General features: G+C 66.5%; 18 protein-coding genes and 2 tRNA genes. 11 read left to right on the top strand and 9 right to left on the bottom strand.

All coding sequences use genetic code 11. The features are described from left to right. Positions 1-40: 40 nt before the first annotated feature. Genes Q376_RS0116600 through hemA form a run of 5 tightly spaced genes read right to left on the bottom strand, consistent with a single transcriptional unit; the run spans position 41 to position 4,643 of the window. Positions 41-787 (bottom strand): HesA/MoeB/ThiF family protein, encoded by a 747-nt coding sequence (locus tag Q376_RS0116600; protein ID WP_027351260.1) that lies wholly within the window; start codon positions 785-787, stop codon positions 41-43. A 38-nt stretch (positions 788-825) separates the two neighbouring features. Further along, entirely contained in the window at positions 826-1,320 is a 495-nt protein-coding gene (locus tag Q376_RS0116595; protein ID WP_027351259.1) for an Lrp/AsnC ligand binding domain-containing protein, read from the bottom strand. Positions 1,321-1,345: 25 nt separating this feature from the next. Beyond that, entirely contained in the window at positions 1,346-2,203 is an 858-nt protein-coding gene (prmC, locus tag Q376_RS0116590; protein ID WP_027351258.1) for a peptide chain release factor N(5)-glutamine methyltransferase, read from the bottom strand. Between the two features lie 4 nt (positions 2,204-2,207). Continuing rightward, on the bottom strand, positions 2,208-3,293 hold the full coding sequence (gene prfA, locus Q376_RS0116585) for a peptide chain release factor 1 (RefSeq protein ID WP_027351257.1): 1,086 nt from the start codon (positions 3,291-3,293) through the stop codon (positions 2,208-2,210). After that, positions 3,294-4,643, bottom strand: coding sequence for a glutamyl-tRNA reductase (gene hemA / locus Q376_RS23150; protein WP_081803617.1), 1,350 nt, complete (start codon positions 4,641-4,643; stop codon positions 3,294-3,296). Positions 4,644-5,147: 504 nt separating this feature from the next. Here hemA and Q376_RS23140 point away from each other — a divergent pair. The 8 genes from Q376_RS23140 to Q376_RS23135 all read left to right on the top strand — a co-directional run bounded on the left by Q376_RS23140 (position 5,148) and on the right by Q376_RS23135 (position 14,049). After that, positions 5,148-6,917 carry a tetratricopeptide repeat protein gene (locus tag Q376_RS23140; protein WP_052365447.1) on the top strand — a complete coding sequence of 590 codons (1,770 nt, stop codon included), beginning with the start codon at positions 5,148-5,150 and terminating at the stop codon, positions 6,915-6,917. Then, positions 6,914-7,525, top strand: a complete 612-nt coding sequence (lolB, locus tag Q376_RS0116560; RefSeq protein WP_043448330.1) for a lipoprotein insertase outer membrane protein LolB — start codon at positions 6,914-6,916, stop codon at positions 7,523-7,525. Before Q376_RS23140 ends, lolB begins: the two co-directional genes overlap by 4 nt. A 297-nt stretch (positions 7,526-7,822) precedes the next feature. Next, positions 7,823-7,897: transfer RNA gene (locus Q376_RS0116555), tRNA-Gln, on the top strand. Positions 7,898-7,999: 102 nt separating this feature from the next. After that, positions 8,000-8,941: a ribose-phosphate pyrophosphokinase gene (locus tag Q376_RS0116550; RefSeq protein WP_027351254.1), complete on the top strand. Its 942-nt coding sequence runs from the start codon at positions 8,000-8,002 to the stop codon at positions 8,939-8,941. A 140-nt stretch (positions 8,942-9,081) separates the two neighbouring features. Continuing rightward, positions 9,082-9,732, top strand: a complete 651-nt coding sequence (locus Q376_RS0116545; RefSeq protein ID WP_027351253.1) for a 50S ribosomal protein L25/general stress protein Ctc — start codon at positions 9,082-9,084, stop codon at positions 9,730-9,732. A gap of 127 nt (positions 9,733-9,859) precedes the next feature. Continuing rightward, a complete protein-coding gene (gene pth, locus Q376_RS0116540) occupies positions 9,860-10,450 on the top strand; it encodes an aminoacyl-tRNA hydrolase (RefSeq protein WP_027351252.1) in 591 nt (196 codons plus the stop codon). 155 nt (positions 10,451-10,605) lie between these two features. Next, positions 10,606-11,700 carry a redox-regulated ATPase YchF gene (gene ychF / locus Q376_RS0116535; protein ID WP_027351251.1) on the top strand — a complete coding sequence of 365 codons (1,095 nt, stop codon included), beginning with the start codon at positions 10,606-10,608 and terminating at the stop codon, positions 11,698-11,700. A gap of 183 nt (positions 11,701-11,883) precedes the next feature. Further along, positions 11,884-14,049 carry a cation:proton antiporter gene (locus Q376_RS23135; protein WP_052365446.1) on the top strand — a complete coding sequence of 722 codons (2,166 nt, stop codon included), beginning with the start codon at positions 11,884-11,886 and terminating at the stop codon, positions 14,047-14,049. On the opposite strand, the gene Q376_RS0116525 is transcribed toward Q376_RS23135, so the two are convergent. Further along, positions 14,046-14,606, bottom strand: a complete 561-nt coding sequence (locus tag Q376_RS0116525; protein ID WP_027351250.1) for a DedA family protein — start codon at positions 14,604-14,606, stop codon at positions 14,046-14,048. The two genes, Q376_RS23135 and Q376_RS0116525, sit on opposite strands and share 4 nt — an antisense overlap. A gap of 232 nt (positions 14,607-14,838) precedes the next feature. Between Q376_RS0116525 and Q376_RS0116520 the strand changes: the two genes are divergently transcribed. Further along, positions 14,839-14,915, top strand: a tRNA-Met gene (locus Q376_RS0116520). Positions 14,916-15,081: 166 nt separating this feature from the next. Here Q376_RS0116520 and Q376_RS0116515 read toward each other — a convergent pair. Beyond that, positions 15,082-16,275, bottom strand: coding sequence for a multidrug effflux MFS transporter (locus Q376_RS0116515; RefSeq protein ID WP_081803616.1), 1,194 nt, complete (start codon positions 16,273-16,275; stop codon positions 15,082-15,084). Between the two features lie 87 nt (positions 16,276-16,362). Between Q376_RS0116515 and Q376_RS0116510 the strand changes: the two genes are divergently transcribed. Next, positions 16,363-17,148, top strand: coding sequence for an IclR family transcriptional regulator (locus tag Q376_RS0116510; RefSeq protein ID WP_052365444.1), 786 nt, complete (start codon positions 16,363-16,365; stop codon positions 17,146-17,148). An 84-nt stretch (positions 17,149-17,232) separates the two neighbouring features. Here the strand turns inward: Q376_RS0116510 and Q376_RS0116505 are convergent, their stop codons facing one another. Next, on the bottom strand, positions 17,233-18,534 hold the full coding sequence (locus tag Q376_RS0116505) for a M18 family aminopeptidase (protein WP_027351247.1): 1,302 nt from the start codon (positions 18,532-18,534) through the stop codon (positions 17,233-17,235). 310 nt (positions 18,535-18,844) lie between these two features. Here Q376_RS0116505 and Q376_RS0116500 point away from each other — a divergent pair, with 310 nt between their 5' ends. Next, positions 18,845-20,932 (top strand): carboxy terminal-processing peptidase, encoded by a 2,088-nt coding sequence (locus Q376_RS0116500; RefSeq protein ID WP_027351246.1) that lies wholly within the window; start codon positions 18,845-18,847, stop codon positions 20,930-20,932. A 265-nt stretch (positions 20,933-21,197) separates the two neighbouring features. Here Q376_RS0116500 and Q376_RS0116495 read toward each other — a convergent pair whose 3' ends face one another. Next, a complete protein-coding gene (locus Q376_RS0116495) occupies positions 21,198-21,380 on the bottom strand; it encodes a hypothetical protein (RefSeq protein WP_155834390.1) in 183 nt (60 codons plus the stop codon). Between the last annotated feature and the right edge of the window lie 192 nt (positions 21,381-21,572).

The following is a 21,572-nucleotide window of genomic DNA, read 5'->3' as shown; positions in this document are numbered from 1 at the left end:
CCTCTTCGCGGTGCCGCGAAAAAGCCGCAAGGATCGAAGCCTAGCGGTGGCAGCAGACCGGGCAGGCGGGATCGCGCTCGAGCTCGAAACGGCGCCACTCGCCCTTGAGCCCATCGAAGGTGGATATCCCGGAGGCGGGCTCGCCGGCACCGCTCAGCAGTTTCATCGCCTCGAGCGCCTGGCAGGCGCCGATCACCCCCACCAGCGGCGCGGCCACGCCGCTCTCGGCGCAGGAGAGCGCTTCGTCGTCGCTCTCCACCCCGTAGAGACAGGCATAGCAGGGCGCACTCGCGCGGCGCAGATCGAACACCGCGAGCTGGCCGGAGAAACGGATCGCGGCGCCTGACACCAGCGGCGTGCCGGCCATCACGCAGGCGCGGTTGATCGCGTAGCGGCTGGAGAACCGATCGGTACAGTCGAGCACCACCGAGGCGCGCCTGGCCTGCTCGACCAGCGCTTGGTCGTCGAGCCGCTCGACCAGCGCCTCGACCTCGCAATCCGGGTTGAGCTCAGCGATCGCGATCGCCGCGGAGCGCGCCTTGGCCTCGCCGATACGGGCCTGGGTATGGATCACCTGGCGCTGGAGGTTGGAGAGTTCGACGCTGTCGAAGTCGACCAGGGTCAGCCGCCCCACTCCGGCGGCGGCGAGATAGAGCGCCGCCGCCGAGCCGAGCCCGCCGAGGCCGATGATCAGCGCGCTGGCGTCGAGCAGGCGCTGCTGGCCCTCGATGTCGATCTCGGGCAGCAGCAGGTGGCGGCTGTAGCGCAGCAGTTGTTGGTCATTCATCGCGAATCCCTCGTCAACATCGAATGGCCCGCATCGGCTCAGTCGAACGCATCCAGCTCGGGCACGTCGATCGAGAACGACTCCTTGACCTCCTCCATCACCACGTAGCTCTTGGTCTCCTTGACCCCGGGCAGGGTCAGCACCACGTCGCCGAGCAGCTGGCGATAGGCGGACATCTCGGGAATACGACACTTGAGGATGTAGTCGAACTGGCCGGAGACCAAGTGACACTCGAGGATCTGCGGCAGCTTGGAAACCGCGCGGCGAAACTCGTCGAACACCGAAGGCGACTGGGTCTCGAGGCTGATCTCGACGAACACCAGGAGCTGGGCGCGCAGCGCCTTGGGGTCGAGCAGGGCGCGATAGCCGCGGATCACGCCGGCGCGCTCGAGCCGTTTGACCCGTTCGAGGCAGGGGGTGGTCGAAAGCCCTACCTTGGCGGCGAGATCGACGTAGGAGATGCGCGCATTCTCCTGCAGGTGGCGGAGAATGTTGAGATCGATGCGATCGAGGCTGCGGGATTTGTTCCTCATCGTCCTGGCCAGGCTGTGGTGGGAGTCATTCGCCGGGCGCCGGGCAGGTGCGCCGACCGAGGCTCACCCGCTCGCGACCGCCGAGGTCGGGATGGGTGGCCACTCGTTCGAATCCGGCCGCCATCAGCAGATCGCGCACCGCGCCGCCCTGCGCCATGCCGTGCTCGAGCAAGAGCCAGCCGCCGGGCAGCAGGTGGTGAACGGCATCCGTGACGATCCGGCGCAGGTCCGCCAGGCCCCCATCGGCCGCGACCAGTGCGGAGCGCGGCTCGAAGCGCAGATCGCCGAGCGCGAGGTGGTGATCATCCTCGGCGACATAAGGCGGATTGGAAAGAATCAGCCCGAAGCGTCGCGAGGCGAACCCGGGCGCTGAGAACCAGTCGCTGTGGACGAACTCGAGATTGTCGATCGCCAAACGCTCGGCGTTGCGCCGCGCCAGCGCCAGCGCCTCCTCGACCCGGTCGCAGGCGACCACCCGCCAGCCCGGCCGGGCGCGGGCGAAGGCCAGCGCGATCGCGCCGCTGCCGGTGCCGAGATCGAGCGCATCGCCCTGCTCCTGCTCGGCGAGGGAGAGCGCGAGATCGACCAGGCACTCGGTATCCGGCCGGGGAATCAGCGTCGACGGGCCGACTTCGAGCTCGAGGCCATGGAACTCTCGGTACCCGACCAGATAGGCTACCGGCTCACCGGCGCGGCGACGCTCGATCAGCGACTCGAAGGCGGCGCCGATGGCTGGCTCGAGCGCGCGGTCGCCCCAGGCGTAGAGCCAGCTGCGCGGCTTGCCGAGCAGCTGCGCGAGCAGCAGCTCGGCGTCGAGCCGGGGGGTCGCCGATGCATCGCTCAGGCGACCCGCGGCCTCGCGCAGCGCGGCGTCGAGGTTCATCGGCTCAGCTCTCCTGGAGCGCGGCCAGCTGCTCGGCCTGGTATTCGTGGATCAGCGGCTCGACCACCCCGTCGAGGTCGCCCTCGATCACATCGGCAAGCTTGTAGAGCGTCAGGTTGATACGGTGGTCGGTGAGCCGGCCCTGGGGAAAATTGTAGGTGCGAATCCGCTCGGAGCGATCGCCGGAGCCGACCAGCGAGCGACGGGTTTCCGACTGCTGGCGGTGGTGGGCATCTTCGGCGGCCTGCTTGAGCCGGGCGGCGAGCAGCGCCATCGCCTTGGCGCGGTTCTTGTGCTGGGAGCGCTCGTCCTGGCACTCGACCACGGTGCCGGTGGGCAGGTGGGTGATCCGGATCGCCGAGTCGGTGGTATTGACGTGCTGGCCACCGGCGCCGCTGGAGCGGAAGGTGTCGACGCGAAGCTCAGCGGGATTGATCGAAATCTCACCGACCTCATCCGCCTCGGGCATCACCGCGACGGTGCAGGCCGAGGTGTGGATGCGGCCCTGCGACTCGGTGGCCGGGACCCGCTGCACCCGGTGGGCGCCCGATTCGAACTTGAGCCGGCCGTAGACCCCGGTGCCCTCGAGCCGCGCGATCACCTCCTTGTAGCCGCCCTGCTCGCCGTGGCTTGCGCTGATCAGCTCGACCCGCCAGCCGCGCGCCTCGGCATAGCGCGAGTACATGCGAAACAGATCGCCGGCGAACAGCGCCGCCTCGTCGCCGCCGGTGCCGGCGCGCACTTCGAGGAACACCCCTCGCTCATCGTCGGGGTCCTTGGGCACCAGCAGGCGCTTGAGCTCGAGCTCGAGCGCCTCGAGCCCGGCGTTCAGCGACTCCAGCTCCTCTTCGGCCATCGCCTGCATCTCGGGATCGTCGTCCTTCGCCATCGCACGCGCGCCCTCTCGCTCCTCCTCGAGGCCAACGTAGCGGCGCCAGACCTGGACCAGCTCGTCGAGCTCGGCATACTCGCGGGAATAGCTGCGAAAGCGGGCCTGGTCGTGGATGACCTCGGGTTCGGAGAGCAGCGCCGAAAGTTCCTCGAAACGCTCCGCGGCACGCTCGAAGCGCGCGCGTAGTGAATCCTTCATCTAGGGGACCTGCTGAGAGTGGGCACCAATGGGGCAGTGCGCGCCGGGCTTCAGCGCGTCGATCTCCGCGGCGTCGAAGGCGTCGCTCGCGGCTTCGTCGAGCAGCAGCGCCTCGGCGGCGGCGATGATGTCCTGGCGCTCGGCACCCGAGGCGGCACGCAGCCGCGCGGTGGGACCATGGAGCAACTTGTTGGTGAGCTGGTGAGAGAGCCTGCGGATCACGTCCTGGGGGTCCTCGCCACGCTCGAGCTGGGCCAGCGCATGGGCCTCGGCGGCCTGGCGCAGCGCCTCGGCCTGACGACGGTGGCGCCGGATCAGCTGTCCCGCCCCGCGTTCGCGGCGATCGCGGTGCCACTCGTCGACCCGCTCGTCGATCATCGACTCGGCCTGGGTGGCGGCGACCTCGCGGCTGCGGCGGTTCTCGTCGATGATCTCGTTGAGATCGTCGACGGTATAAAGGAAGACGTCGTCGAGCTCGCCGACCTCGGGTTCGATGTCGCGCGGCACGGCGATGTCGACCATGAAGATCGGACGATGGCGGCGCACCTTCAGCGCGCTCTCGACCGCCCCCTTGCCGAGAACCGGCAGCGGGCTTGCGGTGGATGTGATCACGATGTCGGCGCAGGAGAGCGCCTGGGGCACCTCCTCCAGGCCGACGGCGACGCCGCCGACCTCGGTGGCGAGCCGCTCGGCGCGGGCCTGGGTGCGATTGGCGATGATCAGCCCCTGGATACCGGCCTCGCGCAGATGCCGGGCGACCAGGTCGATGGTCTCACCAGCGCCGATCAGCAGCGCGCGCGAATGAGATAGATCGTCGAAGATTCGCCCGGCGAGATTCACCGCCGCATAGGCGACCGACACAGGGTTCTCGCCGATGCCGGTTTCGGTGCGCACCTGCTTGGCGGTGGAGAACGCGTACTGGAACAGCTGCTCCAGCGGGCCGCCGAGCGTAGCGTAGCGCCGCGCGAGCTGATAGCCGCCTTTTATCTGGCCGAGAATCTGCGGCTCGCCGAGCACCATCGAGTCGAGCCCGCAGGCGACCCGCATCAGGTGCCTGGCCGCGCGATCGCCGACGTGCAGGTAGAAGCACTCCTGAAGCGAAGCCTGTGCCACCCGGTGAAAACCGGCGAGCCAAGCGAACGCCCGCGCGCCGAACCCCGCGTCGAGGCCTTCGCCGCTGAGGTACAGCTCGGTGCGATTGCAGGTCGAGACGATGACCGCCTCATCGACGCCCTCAAGGGCGACGAGTTCGGCGTGGGCCTGCTCGAGCTGCTCAGGCGAAAAGGCCACCGCCTCGCGCAGATCGAGCGAAGCGGTACGATGATTGGTGCCCAGAATCAGAAGCGTCATGATGCCCGTCTTTTTCAAGCGTCGAGTCGAACCGAGCTCTCAGCGGTCCGGCACTTCCAGCGTTCGGGCACGAGCCGCATGGCGATGTCCCACGCCGGATACGGCGAGGACGGCGCGAACGCGCAGATGATCAACTTACCAAGATGGATGGCGCGACCGCGCCTCTTGTCGACGCCGAGCATTCTAGCATAGCGATACTTTCTTCTCCCACCCACGCACAGACCTTGAGAACACCGCGGCTGCTGGTGCTATGGAAGCGATTGCGCCGGGCTATCGTTACAGAGCGAGCGCTGCGCTGCGCGCTCGCCTCGAGGGGCGCGCTATGGTCGCCCTCGAAGAGAGCCGTTATGCTGGCTACATGATCGATCCTTCCCACCGTTTCCACACGCAAGAGCTCCCGACCGGCGCTTGCCATACCGGGCCGGCGAGCGCCGTTCGCGGTGAACTCTCCCCGCATGGCCGCGCACTGCCGGTCTTGCCAAGCAGCCCTGGCATGAGGCCGGAATGAAACGAATCTCTCGCACCTCCCTGCTGCTCGCGCTGAGCCTGGCCTTCGCGCCCTGGCCCATCCAGGCCGCCCCGGCGACTGCCGGGGAGGCAGGCCTCGACGCCGCCTCGCTGAGCGCACTGCTCGAAGCCGAGTTCGCGCTCTACAGCGGTGATTTCGGCCTCGCCGCCCAGCGCTATCTCTCCGTCGGCGAGCGCTACGAAAATCTCGAGCTGATCCGCCGGGCAGGCGAGATCGCCCAGGCGACCGGCGACTCCGCGCTACTCGAGCGCGTCGCCGAGCAGTGGGCACGCCAGGTCGACGATGGCCAGGCGCAGCCGAACCCGCAGGAGAGCATTTCGATGCGCCGGCTGCTGGTCGACGCCGCCGCTCGACGAGGCGACTGGGAAGAGGCGCTGCGCCAGGCGCTCGTACTCGATACGGCGGGCGAGACCCTGCAGTTCGAGGCGATGATCGAAAGCGCGGCCGAGCAGGGGGCCGACCTCGATGCCCTCGACGCCCAGCTCGCGGCTCATATCGAGGCCCAACCAGACCATCCGATCCCGCAGGTCGCCAGGGCGCTGCTCACCGAGCGCAGAGGCCAGCGCGAGGCCGCCCTGGCCGAGATCGAGCGGCTGCGCGAGCGCTGGCCGGAGCTGCCGTCGGTATGGCTGGCCTCGAGCCAGATAGCGAGCAGGAGCGCAGAGCCCGAGCGCGCCCTCGAGGATGCCCGCCACGGCCAGCGGCTGGCGCCACGGGATCTGCGCTTCAACCTCGCCGCGGTGCAGACGCTGATCATGCTCGAACGCTTCGACGAGGCCGATCGAGAGATCAAGAGCCTGCTCGAACAACCCGTCGATCAAGATGAACTGCGCCTCGCCTTCGCCCGGGTCTATCTGCAGCAGGAGCAACCCCAGCGTGCGGAGGCCCTGCTCGCCCCCCTGGCAGCCAGGGTGCCGACCGACGGCAGCGTCCAGTCGCTGCTCGGGCTCGCCGCGGAGCAGCGCGAAGACCTGGACGCCGCGATCGAGCGCTACCGCGCCGTGCCCGCCGAGAGCGAAAGCTTCCTGCCCTCGCGCGCGCGTGTGGCCCAACTGCTGCAAGAGCGGCGGGGAATCGATGCCGCGCTGGCCTTCCTCGCCGCGCAGCGCCGGGCGGTACCGGCGCAGGATGCGCCACTGCTCGACATGAGCATCTCCCTGCTCGACCAGGCCGGGCGCACCAACGATGCCGACGCACTGCTCGACCGCGCGGTCGCCGCACGCGCGCCGGACAACGACCCGCTGCTGTTCATCCGCGCCTTTCGCGCGATCGAACGCCGTGACGCGGCGGGGATGGAGCGAGACCTGCGCACCCTGCTCGAACGCCATCCGGACGACCCCGAAGTGCTCAATGCCTACGGCTACTCGCTCACCGAGCTGACCGACCGCTACCAGGAGGCGCTCGGCATGCTCGAACGCGCCCACGCCCTCGCCCCGGACAATCCCGCGATCCTCGACAGCCTCGGCTGGACCCACTTTCGCCTCGACGAGCCGGAGCGGGCGCTGCCTTTGCTCGAGCGTGCCCACCAACTGATGCCGGACGACGAGATCGCCGCCCACCTGGCCTGCGTGCTGATCGCGCTGGACCAGCGCGACCGCGCCCGTGAGCTGGTCGAGCGCAGCCTGGCCCGCCCCGAGCCTCACCCGCACATCGATGCGCTGATCGAAAGCCAGCCCTGGCTGGACTCGCGCAGCGCCAGCGAATCGTCCCCCTCATCGCCTGGAAAAGGAGAACCTCCGCGATGAAACGTATGCACCTCTATCTGTTCACCCTGCTGCTGACCCTGCTCGCCGGCTGCGCCAGCCAGCCCCCCTCCCCCGAGGTCGACCGGGCCCAGGGAGACTGGGAGCACCAGCTGAGCCGGATCGAGGCCCTCGACCGCTGGACCCTGACCGGCAAGATCGGCCTGCGCTCGCCGCAGCAGAGCCGCAGCGCCAACCTCGACTGGGTCCAGCAGGACACCGGCTATCGGATGCTGATCTCCGGCCCGTTCGGCGTTGGCCGCAACGTGCTGACCGGCGAACAGGGCGGGATCACGCTCGAAAACGGTGATGGCCGGTTCTCCGCCGCCACGCCTGAAGACCTGATGGAGCAGCGCATGGGCTGGTCGCTGCCGATCTCCTCGCTCGACCATTGGGTGCGGGGCCTGCCCGACCCACGCTCGCCGAGCCAGGTCGAGGTCGATGCACAGGGCTTCCCGCAGGCGATCACTCAGGACGGCTGGAACATCGAGTATCGTCAGTGGAGCTACGCTGCGGGCTACTGGCTGCCGGGACGGCTGAGGATGAGCTACGGCGACCTGATCGCCACCCTGGTGGTCACCCAATGGCAGCCCAACCAGACCGGCTCCTGACCGGTTCCGGCGCGACGCTGCCCTGCCGCCGCGCCCCTCGCCTTGCGCGTCAACGGGGTCGGGATCAAATTGACACCCCCAGGGCCAATGATTAGTATGGCGCGCGCTGCAGGGAGGGCGCGCGGGGAGCGGTCCAGGCACGGCGTCGAGGTCGAACGCCGAAATCGCCTTGACGAATCGAACCGCGACCCTTAAGATTCTGCGCCGAGCTCGACGACACCGTCGGCGGGTTCGAGTGACGTCTCTTCCCTTCATGTCTCGCTCCAGTCGGTCGAGCATGACAGGTAGGTCGGTTGCTGGGGTATCGCCAAGTGGTAAGGCACCGGTTTCTGGTACCGGCATTCCCAGGTTCGAATCCTGGTACCCCAGCCATTTCATTCAGCGCCTCTTTGTCTCTTCGGCGCGCACCGATCCAAAACGCCTGGCACCAACACCACTCTCGAGATTCCATAAGCATCCAAAGGTGGCTGCGCTGTGTCCAAATTGATGGTCTTCGCCGGGAACGCCCACCCCGAACTGGCCCGCCGGGTCGCCGAGTGCCTCGATAATCGTCTAGGCCATGCGACCGTAGGACAGTTCAGCGATGGCGAGATCGCCGTCGAGATCAACGAAAACGTCCGCGGCAAGGACGTCTTCATCCTGCAGTCGACCTGCGTGCCCACCAACGACAACCTGATGGAACTGATCCTGATGGTCGACGCGCTGCGCCGCGCGTCAGCGACACGCATCACCGCAGTGGTCCCCTACTTCGGCTACGCCCGCCAGGACCGTCGCGTGCGCTCCGCCCGCGTGCCGATCTCGGCCAAGGTGGTCGCCGACATGATGGTCAAGGCCGGCGTCGACCGGGTGATGACCATGGACCTGCATGCCGACCAGATCCAGGGCTTCTTCGACGTGCCGGTGGACAACGTCTATGGCTCGCCGATCCTGCTCGACGACATCGAGCGGCAGAACTACGAAGACGTGGTGATCGTCTCTCCGGACATCGGCGGCGTGGTTCGCGCCCGCGCGGTGGCCAAGCAGCTCAACGTCGAGCTGGCGATCATCGACAAGCGCCGCCCCAAGGCCAACCAGGCCCAGGTGATGCACATCATCGGCGAAGTGCGCGACCGGACCTGCATCCTGGTCGACGACATGGTCGATACCGCGGGCACCCTGTGCAAGGCCGCCGAGGCGCTCAAGGCCCACGGCGCCACCAGGGTGCTGGCCTATGCCACCCATGCGATCCTTTCGGGTCCAGCGGTGGACAACGTGAACAATTCGCTGCTCGACGAGCTGGTGATCACCGACACCATCCCGCTCGCCGAGCACGCCCGACGCTGCGGCAAGATTCGCCAGCTGTCGGTGGCCGGGCTGATCGCCGAGGCGATCCGCCGGGTCAGCAACGAAGAATCCGTCAGCGCGATGTTCCACTGATCGATCGAGGAACAGCGCGCGGGAGAAGGGGCGGCGCCACGCCGCCCGAACCGCGAAACGGTCGAGGTCTGGTCGCGGACCCTGGCCGGGTATTCGCTTACATAGACTGAGCGCCGACAGGCGCCCAAGAGGATTCATCCATGAAGCACGACTACAATCTCACCGCTGTCGTTCGCTCGGAGCTGGGGAAAGGTGCGAGCCGCCGCCTGCGCCGTGTGAACGAGCGCGTCGCCGCGATCATCTACGGCGGCAACGCCCAGCCGACCCCGATCGCGATCGACAAGCCCGCGCTGTACAAGATGGTCGAAGACGAAGCTTTCTTCTCCTCGATCATCAACATCGACGTCGAAGGCAAGACCGAGCAGGTCGTCGTCCGTGATCTCCAGCGCCATCCGTACAAGCCGCTGATCACCCATGCCGACTTCATGCGCGTCAGCGCCAATGAAGAGATCACCCTGACCGTCCAGCTGCACTTCGCCAACGAAGAAAGCTGCAAGGGCGTCAAGGAAGACGGCGGCGTACTGCACATTCTCGCCACCGACGTCGAAGTCAGCTGCCTGCCGAAGAACATCCCCGAGTATCTCGAACTCGACGTCAGCGCACTGGGCCTCGGCGACACCCTGCACCTCTCCGACATCAAGACCCCGGCGGGCGTCAGCCTGGTCGCGCTCGGCCATGGCGATGACCACAACATCGGCGTGGTCACCGTCACCCGTCCGGCCGGCGGCGCTGGCGAAGACGACGAAGCCGCAGCGGCAGACGCGGGCAACACCGACAACAGCCCCGAGTAAGGCCGTTGTCCGCGACCCCGGACGCCTCGACGAGGCGCCCGGGGTTTCGTCTTTTCAGACGGTCAGAGGCCTGCGACGGTGTCGCGATGCCCCTTTACGGATACCCCTGTCACCGAGAGAACAACCGATGCCGCCGTCCCAGGTCAGCGCGATCGTAGGCCTCGCCAATCCCGGCGCCAAGTACGCCGATACCCGCCATAACGCCGGTGCCTGGTTCATCGAGCTGCTCACCCGGCGCGCGGGGATTTCGCTGCGTCCCGAACGCAAGTTCCTCGGCGACTACGCCAAGCTCAACCTCGACGGCCACGAGCTGCACCTGCTGGTACCGGCCACCTACATGAATCACAGCGGCCAGGCGGTATCGCTCTTGGCCAAGTTCTACAAGCTCGCCCCCGAGGCGCTGCTGATCGCGCACGACGAGCTCGACATTCCGCCTGGCCAGTCGCGATTCAAGCAAGGCGGCGGCCATGGCGGGCACAACGGCCTGCGCGACATCATCAGCGCGCTCGGCAACGCGCGGGACTTCCATCGCCTGCGCATCGGCATCGGCCACCCCGGGGACGCCGCCAAGGTGGTCGACTACGTGCTCGGCCTGCCCGGCAAGGCGGAGCGCCTAGCGATCGACGAGAGCATAGACGCCGCCTTGGACGCCCTGCCCTACGCGCTCTCCGGCGACTGGGCCAAGGCGATGAACCGGCTGCACGCGAGCAAGTTCTAGCCGACCGGCCGCGTTTTCGCTCATCGCAGCCCGCCTCGGCATCAGGGTGGATACACCCTGCCACTGAAGCCAGCGGCGCGCTGGTGTAGACTGCGCCTTTCGCGCGGCGCTGGCCGCCACAACCGTTCACGAACACATTTCTCCAGGATCTCGCCATGGGCTTCAACTGCGGCATCGTCGGCCTTCCCAACGTCGGCAAGTCCACCCTCTTCAACGCCCTGACCAAGTCCGGGATCGATGCCGAGAACTTCCCGTTCTGCACCATCGAACCCAACACCGGCATCGTGCCGATGCCCGACCCGCGCCTCGACGCGCTGGCGGAGATCGTCAAGCCCGAGCGGGTGGTGCCGACCACCATGGAATTCGTCGACATCGCAGGCCTCGTCGCCGGCGCCTCCAAGGGCGAAGGCCTCGGCAACCAGTTCCTCGCCAACATCCGCGAGACCGACGCCATCGCCCACGTGGTGCGCTGCTTCGACGACGACAACGTGATCCACGTCGCCAACCAGGTCGACCCACGCGCCGACATCGAGACGATCAACATCGAGCTGGCGCTCGCCGATCTCGACAGCGTCGAGCGCGGCATCCAGCGCCTCACCCGCATGGCCAAGGGCGGCGACAAGGAAGCGGTCGCGACCAAGGCGCTGCTCGAGCGCATCCAGCCCCACGTCGCCGAAGGCCTGCCGCTGCGCTCGCTCGGCCTCGAGGCGGACGAACTCGCCCTGGTACGCGGCTACGGTTTCCTCACCCTCAAGCCGACCATGTACATCGCCAACGTCGACGAGACCGGCTTCGAGAACAACCCCCACCTCGAAGTGGTGCGTGAAATCGCCGCCGCCGAGAACGCCCTGGTGGTCGCGGTCTGCAACAAGCTCGAGTCCGAGATCGCCGAACTCGACGACCCCGAGGAGAAAGCGATGTTCCTCGGCGAACTGGGCATGGAAGAGCCGGGGCTCGACCGAGTTATCCGCGCCGGCTACGCCCTGCTGGGCCTGCAGACCTACTTCACCGCCGGGGTCAAGGAAGTGCGCGCCTGGACGGTCAAGGTCGGCGCCACCGCGCCCCAGGCCGCCGCGGTGATCCATACCGACTTCGAGAAAGGCTTCATCCGCGCCGAGGTGATCGGCTACGACGACTTCATCCACTACAAGGGTGAACAAGGCGCCAAGGATGCCGGCAAGTGGCGCCTCGAGGGCAAGAGCTACATCGTCCAGGACGGCGACGTGATGCACTTCCGCTTCAACGTCTGAACCGCCGCTGCGATCCCGACTCAACCGCCCACCGTCGACGACGGTGGGCGGTTTGCGTTGGCGCGGCCCCGTCCACCTCCTCGAGCTGCGCTGCTTCGATACCCACATGCGAAGGCGCTGGCGCCGATTCGCCAACGGATCGATACTTGAATCCAGGCTTTATCGCGCGGGGATGTTGCATCGATGGAAGTGCTGTTCAATCTGCTGCTGCTCGGCGGCTTGGTGCTGTTGATCATCGCCGCGGTGCAGAGCGTCTCCTCGCGCACCGCTTTTCCGGAAGCCACCCTGCTGGCCTTGACCGGTATCGCGCTGGGACTCGCCTACGCCACTTTCTCGACGCTCTGGCCGGAGCCTGCAGCGGCGCTGTTCGAGCCGCTGCTGTCGTCGGGGCTGCCTGCCGAGGCCTATCTGTGGATTTTCCTGCCGCCGCTGCTGTTCCAGGCCGCGCTCAGCGTCGACGTCCGCGAGATGGTGCCGGATGCGGCGCCGATCCTGCTGCTCGCGGTGGTGGCGGTGTTCGTCGCCACCGGCATGGTGGGGGTATCGATGTGGCTGCTCGGCGGTGCCGGGCTTACCGCGGGGCTGCTGCTGGGCGCGGTGATCGCCACCACCGACCCGGCGGCGGTGATCGCCATCTTCCGCAACGTCGGTGCGCCGGCGCGGCTGATTCGCCTGGTCGAGGGAGAAAGCCTGCTCAACGACGCCGCGGCGATCGCGATCGTCGGGGTGCTGGTCGCCGCGCTGACCGGCGATGCGGCCGCCGCGACCTGGCAGGCGGGCGCCTGGGCGCTGTCGATCGCCTTCGGCGGCGGCCTGCTGTTCGGCGCGCTGGTCGGGCGGCTCGGTGCGGCGGCGCTGGCGCTGATCGGAAATGATGGCAAGGCGCAGACCGCGCTGACCCTGGCCTTGCCCTACCCGGTCTACCTGATCGGTGAAAGTCTCGGCGTCTCGGGAGTGGTCGCGGTGGTCGCGGCAGGGCTTGTGTTGAGCGGGCTGGGGCGCACCCGCACCTCGCCGGTCAACTGGACGCACCTGCAGCTGCTCTGGGGGCAGATCGCCTCGCTCGCCGGTGCCGCGGTGTTCCTGATCGCCACCCTGCAGGTACCGAGGATGCTCGAGGGCATCAGTCTCGCGTGGCTGCCGCTGCTCGCGGTAGTGGTCGTCGCCACCCTGCTCGCCCGCCTGCTGGTGCTGTTCGGCTTCCTGCCAGTGCTCAGCCGGCTCAAGCTCTCCGCACCGATCAGCGCCAGCTACAAGCTGGCGATCACCTGGGGCGGGCTGCGTGGCGCGGTGACCCTGGTGCTGGCACTGGGGATCGCCGAACAGACCAACCTTCCCGAGCAGGTGCGCCACTTCGTCGCGATCCTCGCCACCGGTTTCGTGCTGTTCAGCCTGCTGATCAATGGCTCGACCCTGCGCCCGGTGATCCGCGCACTCAAGCTCGACCAGCTGAGCGCGCAGGATAGCGCACTGCAGCAGCAAGCGATCCGGCTCTCGACCATCGAGGTCGAGAGCGCGGTACAGCGTAGCGCGGCGACTTTCCACATCGCCTCCTCGATCGTCGATGCGGTCAATGCGCGCTATCGCCGTGATATGGCGATCGAAGCCGCGCCCTTCGACCTCGACCAGGCGCTGCCCGAACGCGATCGACTGGCGATCGCCCTGGTCACCCTGGCGACTCGCGAGCGTGACCTGATCCCGCGCTACGGCAGCGGTGTGACCAACGTGCGCAACCTCGACGCAATGATGCACAACGGTGGACGAATGATCGACGCCGCCCGCAGCGATGGCCGGATCGGCTACAACCGCGAGGCGCGCAAGATCCTCGACCCGAGCATCTGGCTCAAGTTCAGCACCTGGATGCACCGCTACCTGCACCTGCGCTGGCCGCTGTCGCTGCTGCTCACCGACCGCTTCGAGCTGTTGATCTGCCGCCGCGCGGTGCTCGAGGAGCTGCGTGACTACAACGTCAAGCGGCTGGCACCGCTGTTCGGCAAGCGGATGAGCGCACTGCTCGACGCGGTGCTCGACATCCGGATCAACTCCGTCGACCAGGTGATCCGCGAGATCGAGGCCCAGTTCGGCCCGCGCGCCTATCAGCTCGAATACCGCATGCTGAGGCTGCTCGCCCTGCGCCAGAGCAGCGAGAGCATGGAGGGGATGGTCGCCGATCGGCTGATCTCCCAGCAGGTATTCGATGACGTCCAGCGCGGCCTGCGTCGAGCCTGGCGCGATGCGCTCAACCGGCCGCTGCTGCACCGCACGCCGCTGAGCGAATCGCAGCAGCGCGACTACTCGACCCATCACCCGATGTCGCCGATCGATGGCAAGGCGGATAGCGAGGATTAACCCCCCTTAGCTCGCCTGCGACGCCTCCAGCGGATGAACAAAGCCAGCACCACCGCCAGCGGCAGCAGCCAGAGCAGATGGTGCTCCAGATCACCCAGCACCCGTGCGAGCACCGTGCCGAACAGATAGCCGCCGACAACGAACAGCGTCGCCCAGGTGGCGGCACCGAGCAGGTTGAACAGCACGAAGCGCCAAAGCCCTACCCCGCTGGCGCCGATCACCAATGGGCCCACCAGTCTCAGGCCGTAGAGAAAGCGCACGCCGAACACCGCCAGGTCCTGGTGCCGGCGCACGCTCGCGCGCAGCGCCTCGATCCTCGCCGGGTCGCGTTTGAGGCGGGCCAGTAGCCGCTCGCCATAGCGCCGCCCGAGCAAGAACAGGGTCAGGTCGCCCAGCGCACCGCCGAGACCGGCGCAGAAGATCACCCCAGGCAGGCTCAACCACCCCTGGTGAGCGGAAATACCGCCGAGAATGGTCACGGTCTCGCCTTCGAACAGGCAGCCGACCAGGATCGCGATGTAGCCGTAGTGCTCGATCAGCACGGAAAGCTCAGGCATCCCGCCTCTCCCTGTCGCCCTCCCGGGCCGCTGCGACGCCCAGCGCAGGTATCCACTCTCCACTTGCCTTCACTTCTCGCGCTCCATGCGGTCTCCTCATGCCCGTCGGCTTTCTTCCGCCTCGTCCAGCTTGGCACAGGCGGTGCCCGCTCGCCCTGCGGGATGAGGGATTTTTTACTGTGAGAGTTGACCTTATTCAGGCGGATCAGTAAGATGCGCAGCCATCGAAAGCGGCTACGTAGCTCAGCTGGTTAGAGCACATCACTCATAATGATGGGGTCCCCTGTTCGAATCAGGGCGTAGCCACCAAGATTTCCAACCGCCCCGCGCTCAGTCGCGGGGCGGTTTTTTTCGTTCCGCGATGACTCAAGCCCACCAGCACTTCGCTGGACTGCGCCGGTGGAGCAACTCAGCCGCGCCGCTTCATGCCCCGCCTGGGAATGCCGAAGCCATGCCGCACGCCGGCATCGCCTGCTCAACGTCTGATCCGCGCCGTAGCGAACCACAGCACGGTGGCCAGGAGCCCCGCCGCGGCAATGGCCAGCGCCATCGGATAGGCCGTTCCATTCTGCGCGGCGGCGACCAGGCTGCTGACCAGGAAAGCACAGCCGAATTGCAGCGTACCGATGAGCGCAGAGCCGCTGCCCGCGTGCTCTCCGCTGGCGTCCATCGCGACGGCCGCAGCGTTGCCGCCGATGAAGCCGAGCGAGGCGATGGCGACCCACAGCGGGACCATCAGCACGACCAAATGGCTGGTCTGCGCACTGGCCACCAGCGCAAGGCCGGCCACCAGGTTGAGACAGAGTGCCGCGCCCAGCAGCTTTTGCACGGGCCAGCGGCGCAGCCCGATCCGATTGGCCTGGGCGCAAGCGACGACGCCCAGTGCGTTGAGGCCGAACAGCCAACCGTATTGCTGCTCGCCGACGTCGAACAGCCCCATGAAGACGAACGGAGAACCGGTGATGAAGGCGAACATGCAGGCCTGCGCCAGCCCGCCCACCAGCGTCGGCACGATGAAGGCCGGGCGTCGGCACAGCTCGCCATAGGTACGCATGACCTGCGAGAGCCTGAGCGGCGTTCGCCGGCTGGATGGCAAGGTCTCGGGCACATGGAACCAGACCAGCACCCCGCAGATCAGCGCGAACACCAGCATGAACACGAAAATCGCCTGCCAGCCGGCGATTATCAATATCCATCCGCCCAGCAGCGGGGCCACGATCGGTGCCAGCGTCACCAGCATCAGCAGCAGCGAAAGCACCCGCGCGCTCTCGCTGGAGTCGAACAGGTCACTGACGATCGCCCGGCCAATGACCATGCCGGCACAGCCCCCGATCGCTTGCACCACGCGCAGTGCGGTGAAGACCGAGATGTCCCGCGTCAGCAGGCAGCCAATGGTGGTGGCGATGAACAGCCCGACGCCGATCAGCAGCGGAACGCGCCGGCCGAAGCGGTCGATCAACGGGCCGTAGAGCGCCTGCCCCAGCGCCAAGCCAAGAAAAAAAGCCGACAGCGTGGACTCGATGCGGCCGTTATCGGTGTGGAAGGCCAGCGCCATCTGGCCGAAGCCCGGCAGGTACATGTCGGTGGCGAAGGGGGCAAAGGCCGTGAGCATGGCCAGAATCAGGATCAGCCCACGGTGAGAAACCGGGGAGGATGAACGCGTCGACATGGGTGCTGCCAGAGTGACCGATTGAGAGACCAATATATCCGAATAGTGGTTATAGTGACCGAATAATGGACATCCAGGGTGGAATACATGAACCGAAGCTTGCTCGAGGGTGCCCACGCTCCCTCCATGGAGCGCAGTAAGGACGAGGGCTGCCGCGCGGTGATCGCCCGTGCGGCCCGCGTGCTGCGCACCCTGGAACAGGCTCCGGCTGGCCTCACGATCGCGCAGGTCACCCGCGCCAGCGCCCTGCCGAGGACCACGGTGCAGCGGCTGGTAGGTTCGCTCGCGGTCGAACAACTCGTCGCCATCGACGATGGCCTGGTACGCCTGGGTCCAGCGCTGATGCGCCTGGCCACCGCTGCCCACCAGAATGTGCGCGATCGCCTGCGCCCGCACCTCGAAGCGCTCGCCCGGGCTACCGGAGAGACCGTTGACGTCTGGGCGCTGCGCGACGGCGCCGCGGTGCTGGTCGATCAGATCGTGGCCCAGCGGGAGGTACGCATCGAGGTGGCGCTGGGGAGCCGCTATCCGCTGCACTGCACCGCACCGGGCAAAGCCTTCCTCGCCGAATGGGTCGATGCCGACATCATCGCATTGGCCGAGCGCCCACTGGTGGCGCCCACCCCGCACAGCACGACGTCGCCACAGGCGCTGCTGGCCGAGATCCAGGCGATACGCCGTGGCGGCGTGGCTTACGACCGCGAGGAGCATGCCGAAGACGTCTGCGCCCTGGCGTGCGTGGTCGAACTGGGCCTCGCCGAGCGCCATGCTCTGGCGATCCCGGCGCCGGCCCGGCGGTTTGGCAAAAATGAGATCGCCTTGGAGGCGGCGCTACGCCAGTGCGTCACCGCGCTGGGTACCGCGACTGACTGAAGCGCTGGCCCCCCAGGCATCTCCCGCGCACCCGCTGGGCCCGCCCGTCTTGGCCATTGCCAGGCAGGCGGGCTGGGACGAGCCTCAGTCGAGTTCCGAGCGCTCGCAAAAGGCGGTGAGCGCGCGGATCAGATAAGCGGGATCCGCGCTGCCGGCGGTTTCCCGGATCGAGTGCATCGCCCATTGCGCGATGCCGACATCGAGCGTGGCGATACCGAGCTCGCTGGCGGTGATCGGCCCAATGGTGCTGCCGCAGCCCATGTCGGCCCGGGTGACGAAGGTCTGCACCGGGACCTCGACACTCTGGCAGATGTCGCGAAACAGCGCGGCGGTGGCGCTGCTGGTGGCATAGCGCTGGTTGGCGTTGACCTTGATCACCGGGCCACCGTTGAGCTTCGGTCCATGGCCGGCATCGTGCTTGTCGGCGAAGTTGGGATGCAAGCCGTGGGCGTTGTCGCAGGAGATCATCCGCGAGCGCTGGACCAACCGTACCCGCCCTTGCTCACCACCTTCACCGACGCTCTCGTTGAGTCGCGCCAGCACATCGGCGAGGAAAGTGCCGTGCGCGCCGCTGGCGCTGGAGCTGCCGACCTCTTCATGATCATTGGCGACCAGCAGCGCACCCTGGCTACCGTCTGCATCGAGCAGCGCTTCGAGCGCACAGAAGCAAGACAGCAGGTTGTCGAGCCGGGCGCTGGCGAACAGCTCGCCCTCGAGACCGATCTGCGCCGGCGGCTGGCGATCGTAGAGGCCAAGCTCGAAATCCAGTACCTCGGCGTCGAATTCTCCATACTGCTCTTCGATCAGCCGCGCGATCAGCGTCTCGACGCTCTGGTCGACGCAGCTTTCGAGCGAGGCGAGCACCGCCGCCATCTGGGTCTGGGCATTGACCGACCGGCCCTGGTTGGCTTCGCGATCCATGTGGATCGCAAGGCTTGGGATCACCGCCACGGCGCGACGTGTATCGACCAGCAGCGGCTCGATCCTGCCGGCGCGACGCAGCTGCACGCGGCCGGCGATGCCGAGATCGCGGTCGAACCAGGGGTTGAGCAGCGCTCCCCCATACACCTCGACACCGAGCTGGAGCCAATCGCGCGAGCGCACCAGCGGCCGCGGCTTGAGCCTCAGTTGGGGGCTGTCGGTGTGCGCCCCCATCATCCGCAGCGACTCAAGCTTGCCCTGCGGCAGGCGAAAGGCGATCAATGCGCCGTCGCTACGAGTGACGTAATACTTTCCGCCCGCTAATATCGACCAGGAGGAAGTCTCGCGAAGACGTTCGAAACCGTTCGCTTCGAGCCTCTCGGCCATGCATGCCACTGCGTGCCAGGGCGTTGGGGATGTCTTGAGGAAATCAAAAAGTCGATCGATGACCCGCGATTCAGCCATTGGAACTCCCAGGTTGATGAGCGGCGCTCGACTACACGAGAGACGAATGAACGAACGTCTTGAGCGCCATCCAATGTGTTTCTCCACGGCTTTTCGTCGCCGTTCGGAGCTCCCTCGCGCCTTCGGGGCCGAAGCCCGGCGCACGCAACGCTCTATACGTGAAGAGATTTCGCCGCCGATGCCCTGCGCGCGATCTCAATCAGCTGCTACAATTCGCCACTTGCCCAACAATACGACCGACATCGCAGGCAAGGACGACCTCTCAATTGAGACATGCAAGAGTGTACATCAAACCGGGAGTGCTTCTTTAATGAGCCCGTCTGTCATCATGCAGCGCATCGCCGCCATGGCGGTGTGCTTACTGATCTCCATACCCGCGCTGGCGGAAATCACCCCCACCGCGGAAGACGCTCAGGCTTCCCGGGAAGTCGCTCAGTCGATCCGCTTCGGCCACTACGAAGACATCAACTTCGATGAGGCCTGGTCGCGCAAAGCGTTCGCTCGCATGCTCGAGATGATGGATCCGCAGCATCTCTACCTGCTTTCCACCGACATAGAGCGCTTCGGCGACCTGCGTACCGGCTTCAACCAGGCCATGGAGCAGGGCGAGCTCGAGCGCGTCTATGCCTTCTACGGCTTGTTCCAGAGCCGTCTCGAACAGCGTCTCGAATGGCTGATCGCTCAGCTCGAGGCCAACCCGACTTTCGATTACACCGGCAACGAACGCCTCGCTTTCGAAGGCGAGGTGAACAACTGGGTCGACGAGTTCAGCGAACTCGATCAGGTGTGGACCAAGCGGATGAAGAACGCGGCGCTGACTCAGAAACTCACCGAGCCGGATATCGACGACGCCGAGATCAACCGACGGCTGGTCAACCGCTATCGCGACCAGCTCAATCGCGTGCGCCAGACCAACAACGAGGACGTGCTGAGCCTGTTCCTCGGTGCCGCGACCAGCTCGATCGATCCGCACACCGAGTACATGTCGCCCGATCAGAGCGAGTCCTTCGACATCCAGATGCGCCTCTCCCTCGAAGGCATCGGCGCGATGCTGCAATCCGAAGACGAGTACGTGAAGGTCGCGCAGCTGGTGCCGGGCGGCCCCGCCGAGCGCAGCGGGCAGCTCCATCCCGCCGACCGGATCATCGCCGTCGGCCAGGGCGACAGCGGCGACATGACCAGCGTGGTCAGCATGCGCCTGGACGACGTGGTCAAACTGATTCGCGGGCCCAAGGGCTCCACCGTGCGCCTCGAGGTAATCCCGGCGCGCGCGCTCGATGTGACCCAGACCCGCACCGTGACCATCACCCGCGATACGGTCAACCTCGAGGATCAGGCAGCGAAGAGCGACGTGATCGAGGTGCAGCGCAATGGCCGTACCGAACGTGTCGGCGTGATCACCGTGCCGGCCTTCTACGTCGACTTCGATGCCTGGCAATCGGGCCAGGCCAACTACCGCAGCACCACGCGCGACGTAGCCGCGCTGATCGAGAAGCTCAAGGCGCAAAACGTCCAGGGTATCGTACTCGACATGCGCGGCAACGGCGGCGGCGCGCTGCAGGAAGCCAACTCGATGGTCGGGCTGTTCATCGATCGCGGCCCCACCGTCCAGGTGCGGGACGCACGCGGACGCATCAATCTCTACGGCGACACCGACCGCGGCGTCGCTTGGGACGGACCGCTCACGGTACTGATCAACCGTCTTTCGGCATCCGCCTCGGAGATCTTCGCCGGCGCGATCCAGGACTACGGCCGCGGGCTGGTGCTCGGCTCGCAGAGCTTCGGCAAGGGTACGGTGCAGACACTGAGCGATCTGAGCCACGGCGAGCTGCGCATGACCCGCGCCAAGTTCTACCGTATTTCCGGCGAGAGCACCCAGGAGCGCGGGGTCGAGCCGGACATCACCTTCCCGACCCTGTTCAGCGACGAGGAGATCGGCGAGAGCGCACTGCCCAACGCGCTGCCGTGGGACACCGTGCGCCCGGTCAACTATCGCCGCTACGGCAACCTCGACGCCTATCTGCCTACCCTGCGCGACCAGCATGCCGTTCGCGCAGCGCAGAATCCGAACTTCCGTTATCTGCAGCGCGAAGCTTCGCTACTCAAGACCCTGCGCGAGCAGAACACCAGCGTCAGCCTCAATCTCGAGCAGCGCCGCCGTGAGATGCAGGCACAGGAAGCGGAGCAGCTGGCCCTGGAGAATAGCCGGCGTCAGGCGCTCGGACTGGAGACGTTGGCGAGCTGGACCGAAACCTTGGATGACGACGACACTGCCCCCCAGAGCGATTCGCCGATCAACCAGGCGCAGCTACAGGAAAGCGCTGAGATCCTGCTCGACTACGCCCAGCTCACCGGCCAGCTACGCGACACCAACGTAGCCAGCACCAAGGCGCCCTGAGCGGCCCCCGCCGCGGGGCGGGGCAAAGTGCCGGAAAGAAAGCCTTGGAAAGAAAGGTCTGGAAAGAAACGGGCCGCGGCGCTGACCTGATCCGATGGATGGGAGATCGATCCCACTCGTCGAACTGGTTCAGCGCCGCGGCCTTGTCATCGCCCAAGAGTCGGGGATTTGCAGGCCAAAGAAAGACCATGCGCCCCGGGCGGCGGTGCTAGCCCGATGGACGAGGCCCGGTCGGGCCTTCCTTGCCCAGCATCCATAGCGGGCGTCAGCGCGAAGCGCCACGCATCGACAGTACGATCTCGAGGACATCCTGATGAGCGATGCCGTACTCATCGATCAGCGCATTGAGGCGTTTCTCGAAACGTTGATCATTGGCGGCCGGCTTTTCAAGACTGCGCAGCATTTCGCCCAATTGTGAATCCAGGGCCCATTTCTGCTTGATCGACAAGGTACTTTCTCGAGCCATAACATTCCTTCCAAATAATCAGACGCAAAGCGTCCCCAGATTATAGAAATACGTCTCCAACGAATGCAGCGGCACTTGGCCGCCATGCTGATGAGTGCGCAATACAAATACAGCGCCATTGGGCAATCGCGTCCAACAGCCCTTCCAAACCCGTTCGCCCAGCTTGAGACGTGG

Source organism: Halotalea alkalilenta DSM 17697, assembly GCF_000621205.1.
GTDB lineage: Bacteria > Pseudomonadota > Gammaproteobacteria > Pseudomonadales > Halomonadaceae > Halotalea > Halotalea alkalilenta.
This window is presented reverse-complemented; position numbering and strand designations above follow the sequence as displayed.

What these genes read in the sequence shown, in the direction of transcription:
- Q376_RS0116600 (WP_027351260.1), bottom strand. Translation starts at nt 787, where the DNA reads ATGAATGACCAACAACTGCTGCGCTACAGCCGCCACCTGCTGCTGCCC.
- Q376_RS0116595 (WP_027351259.1), bottom strand. Translation starts at nt 1,320, where the DNA reads ATGAGGAACAAATCCCGCAGCCTCGATCGCATCGATCTCAACATTCTC.
- prmC (WP_027351258.1), bottom strand. Translation starts at nt 2,203, where the DNA reads ATGAACCTCGACGCCGCGCTGCGCGAGGCCGCGGGTCGCCTGAGCGAT.
- prfA (WP_027351257.1), bottom strand. Translation starts at nt 3,293, where the DNA reads ATGAAGGATTCACTACGCGCGCGCTTCGAGCGTGCCGCGGAGCGTTTC.
- hemA (WP_081803617.1), bottom strand. Translation starts at nt 4,643, where the DNA reads ATGACGCTTCTGATTCTGGGCACCAATCATCGTACCGCTTCGCTCGAT.
- Q376_RS23140 (WP_052365447.1), top strand. Translation starts at nt 5,148, where the DNA reads ATGAAACGAATCTCTCGCACCTCCCTGCTGCTCGCGCTGAGCCTGGCC.
- lolB (WP_043448330.1), top strand. Translation starts at nt 6,914, where the DNA reads ATGAAACGTATGCACCTCTATCTGTTCACCCTGCTGCTGACCCTGCTC.
- Q376_RS0116545 (WP_027351253.1), top strand. Translation starts at nt 9,082, where the DNA reads ATGAAGCACGACTACAATCTCACCGCTGTCGTTCGCTCGGAGCTGGGG.
- pth (WP_027351252.1), top strand. Translation starts at nt 9,860, where the DNA reads ATGCCGCCGTCCCAGGTCAGCGCGATCGTAGGCCTCGCCAATCCCGGC.
- ychF (WP_027351251.1), top strand. Translation starts at nt 10,606, where the DNA reads ATGGGCTTCAACTGCGGCATCGTCGGCCTTCCCAACGTCGGCAAGTCC.
- Q376_RS23135 (WP_052365446.1), top strand. Translation starts at nt 11,884, where the DNA reads ATGGAAGTGCTGTTCAATCTGCTGCTGCTCGGCGGCTTGGTGCTGTTG.
- Q376_RS0116525 (WP_027351250.1), bottom strand. Translation starts at nt 14,606, where the DNA reads ATGCCTGAGCTTTCCGTGCTGATCGAGCACTACGGCTACATCGCGATC.
- Q376_RS0116515 (WP_081803616.1), bottom strand. Translation starts at nt 16,275, where the DNA reads ATGTCGACGCGTTCATCCTCCCCGGTTTCTCACCGTGGGCTGATCCTG.
- Q376_RS0116510 (WP_052365444.1), top strand. Translation starts at nt 16,363, where the DNA reads ATGAACCGAAGCTTGCTCGAGGGTGCCCACGCTCCCTCCATGGAGCGC.
- Q376_RS0116505 (WP_027351247.1), bottom strand. Translation starts at nt 18,534, where the DNA reads ATGGCTGAATCGCGGGTCATCGATCGACTTTTTGATTTCCTCAAGACA.
- Q376_RS0116500 (WP_027351246.1), top strand. Translation starts at nt 18,845, where the DNA reads ATGAGCCCGTCTGTCATCATGCAGCGCATCGCCGCCATGGCGGTGTGC.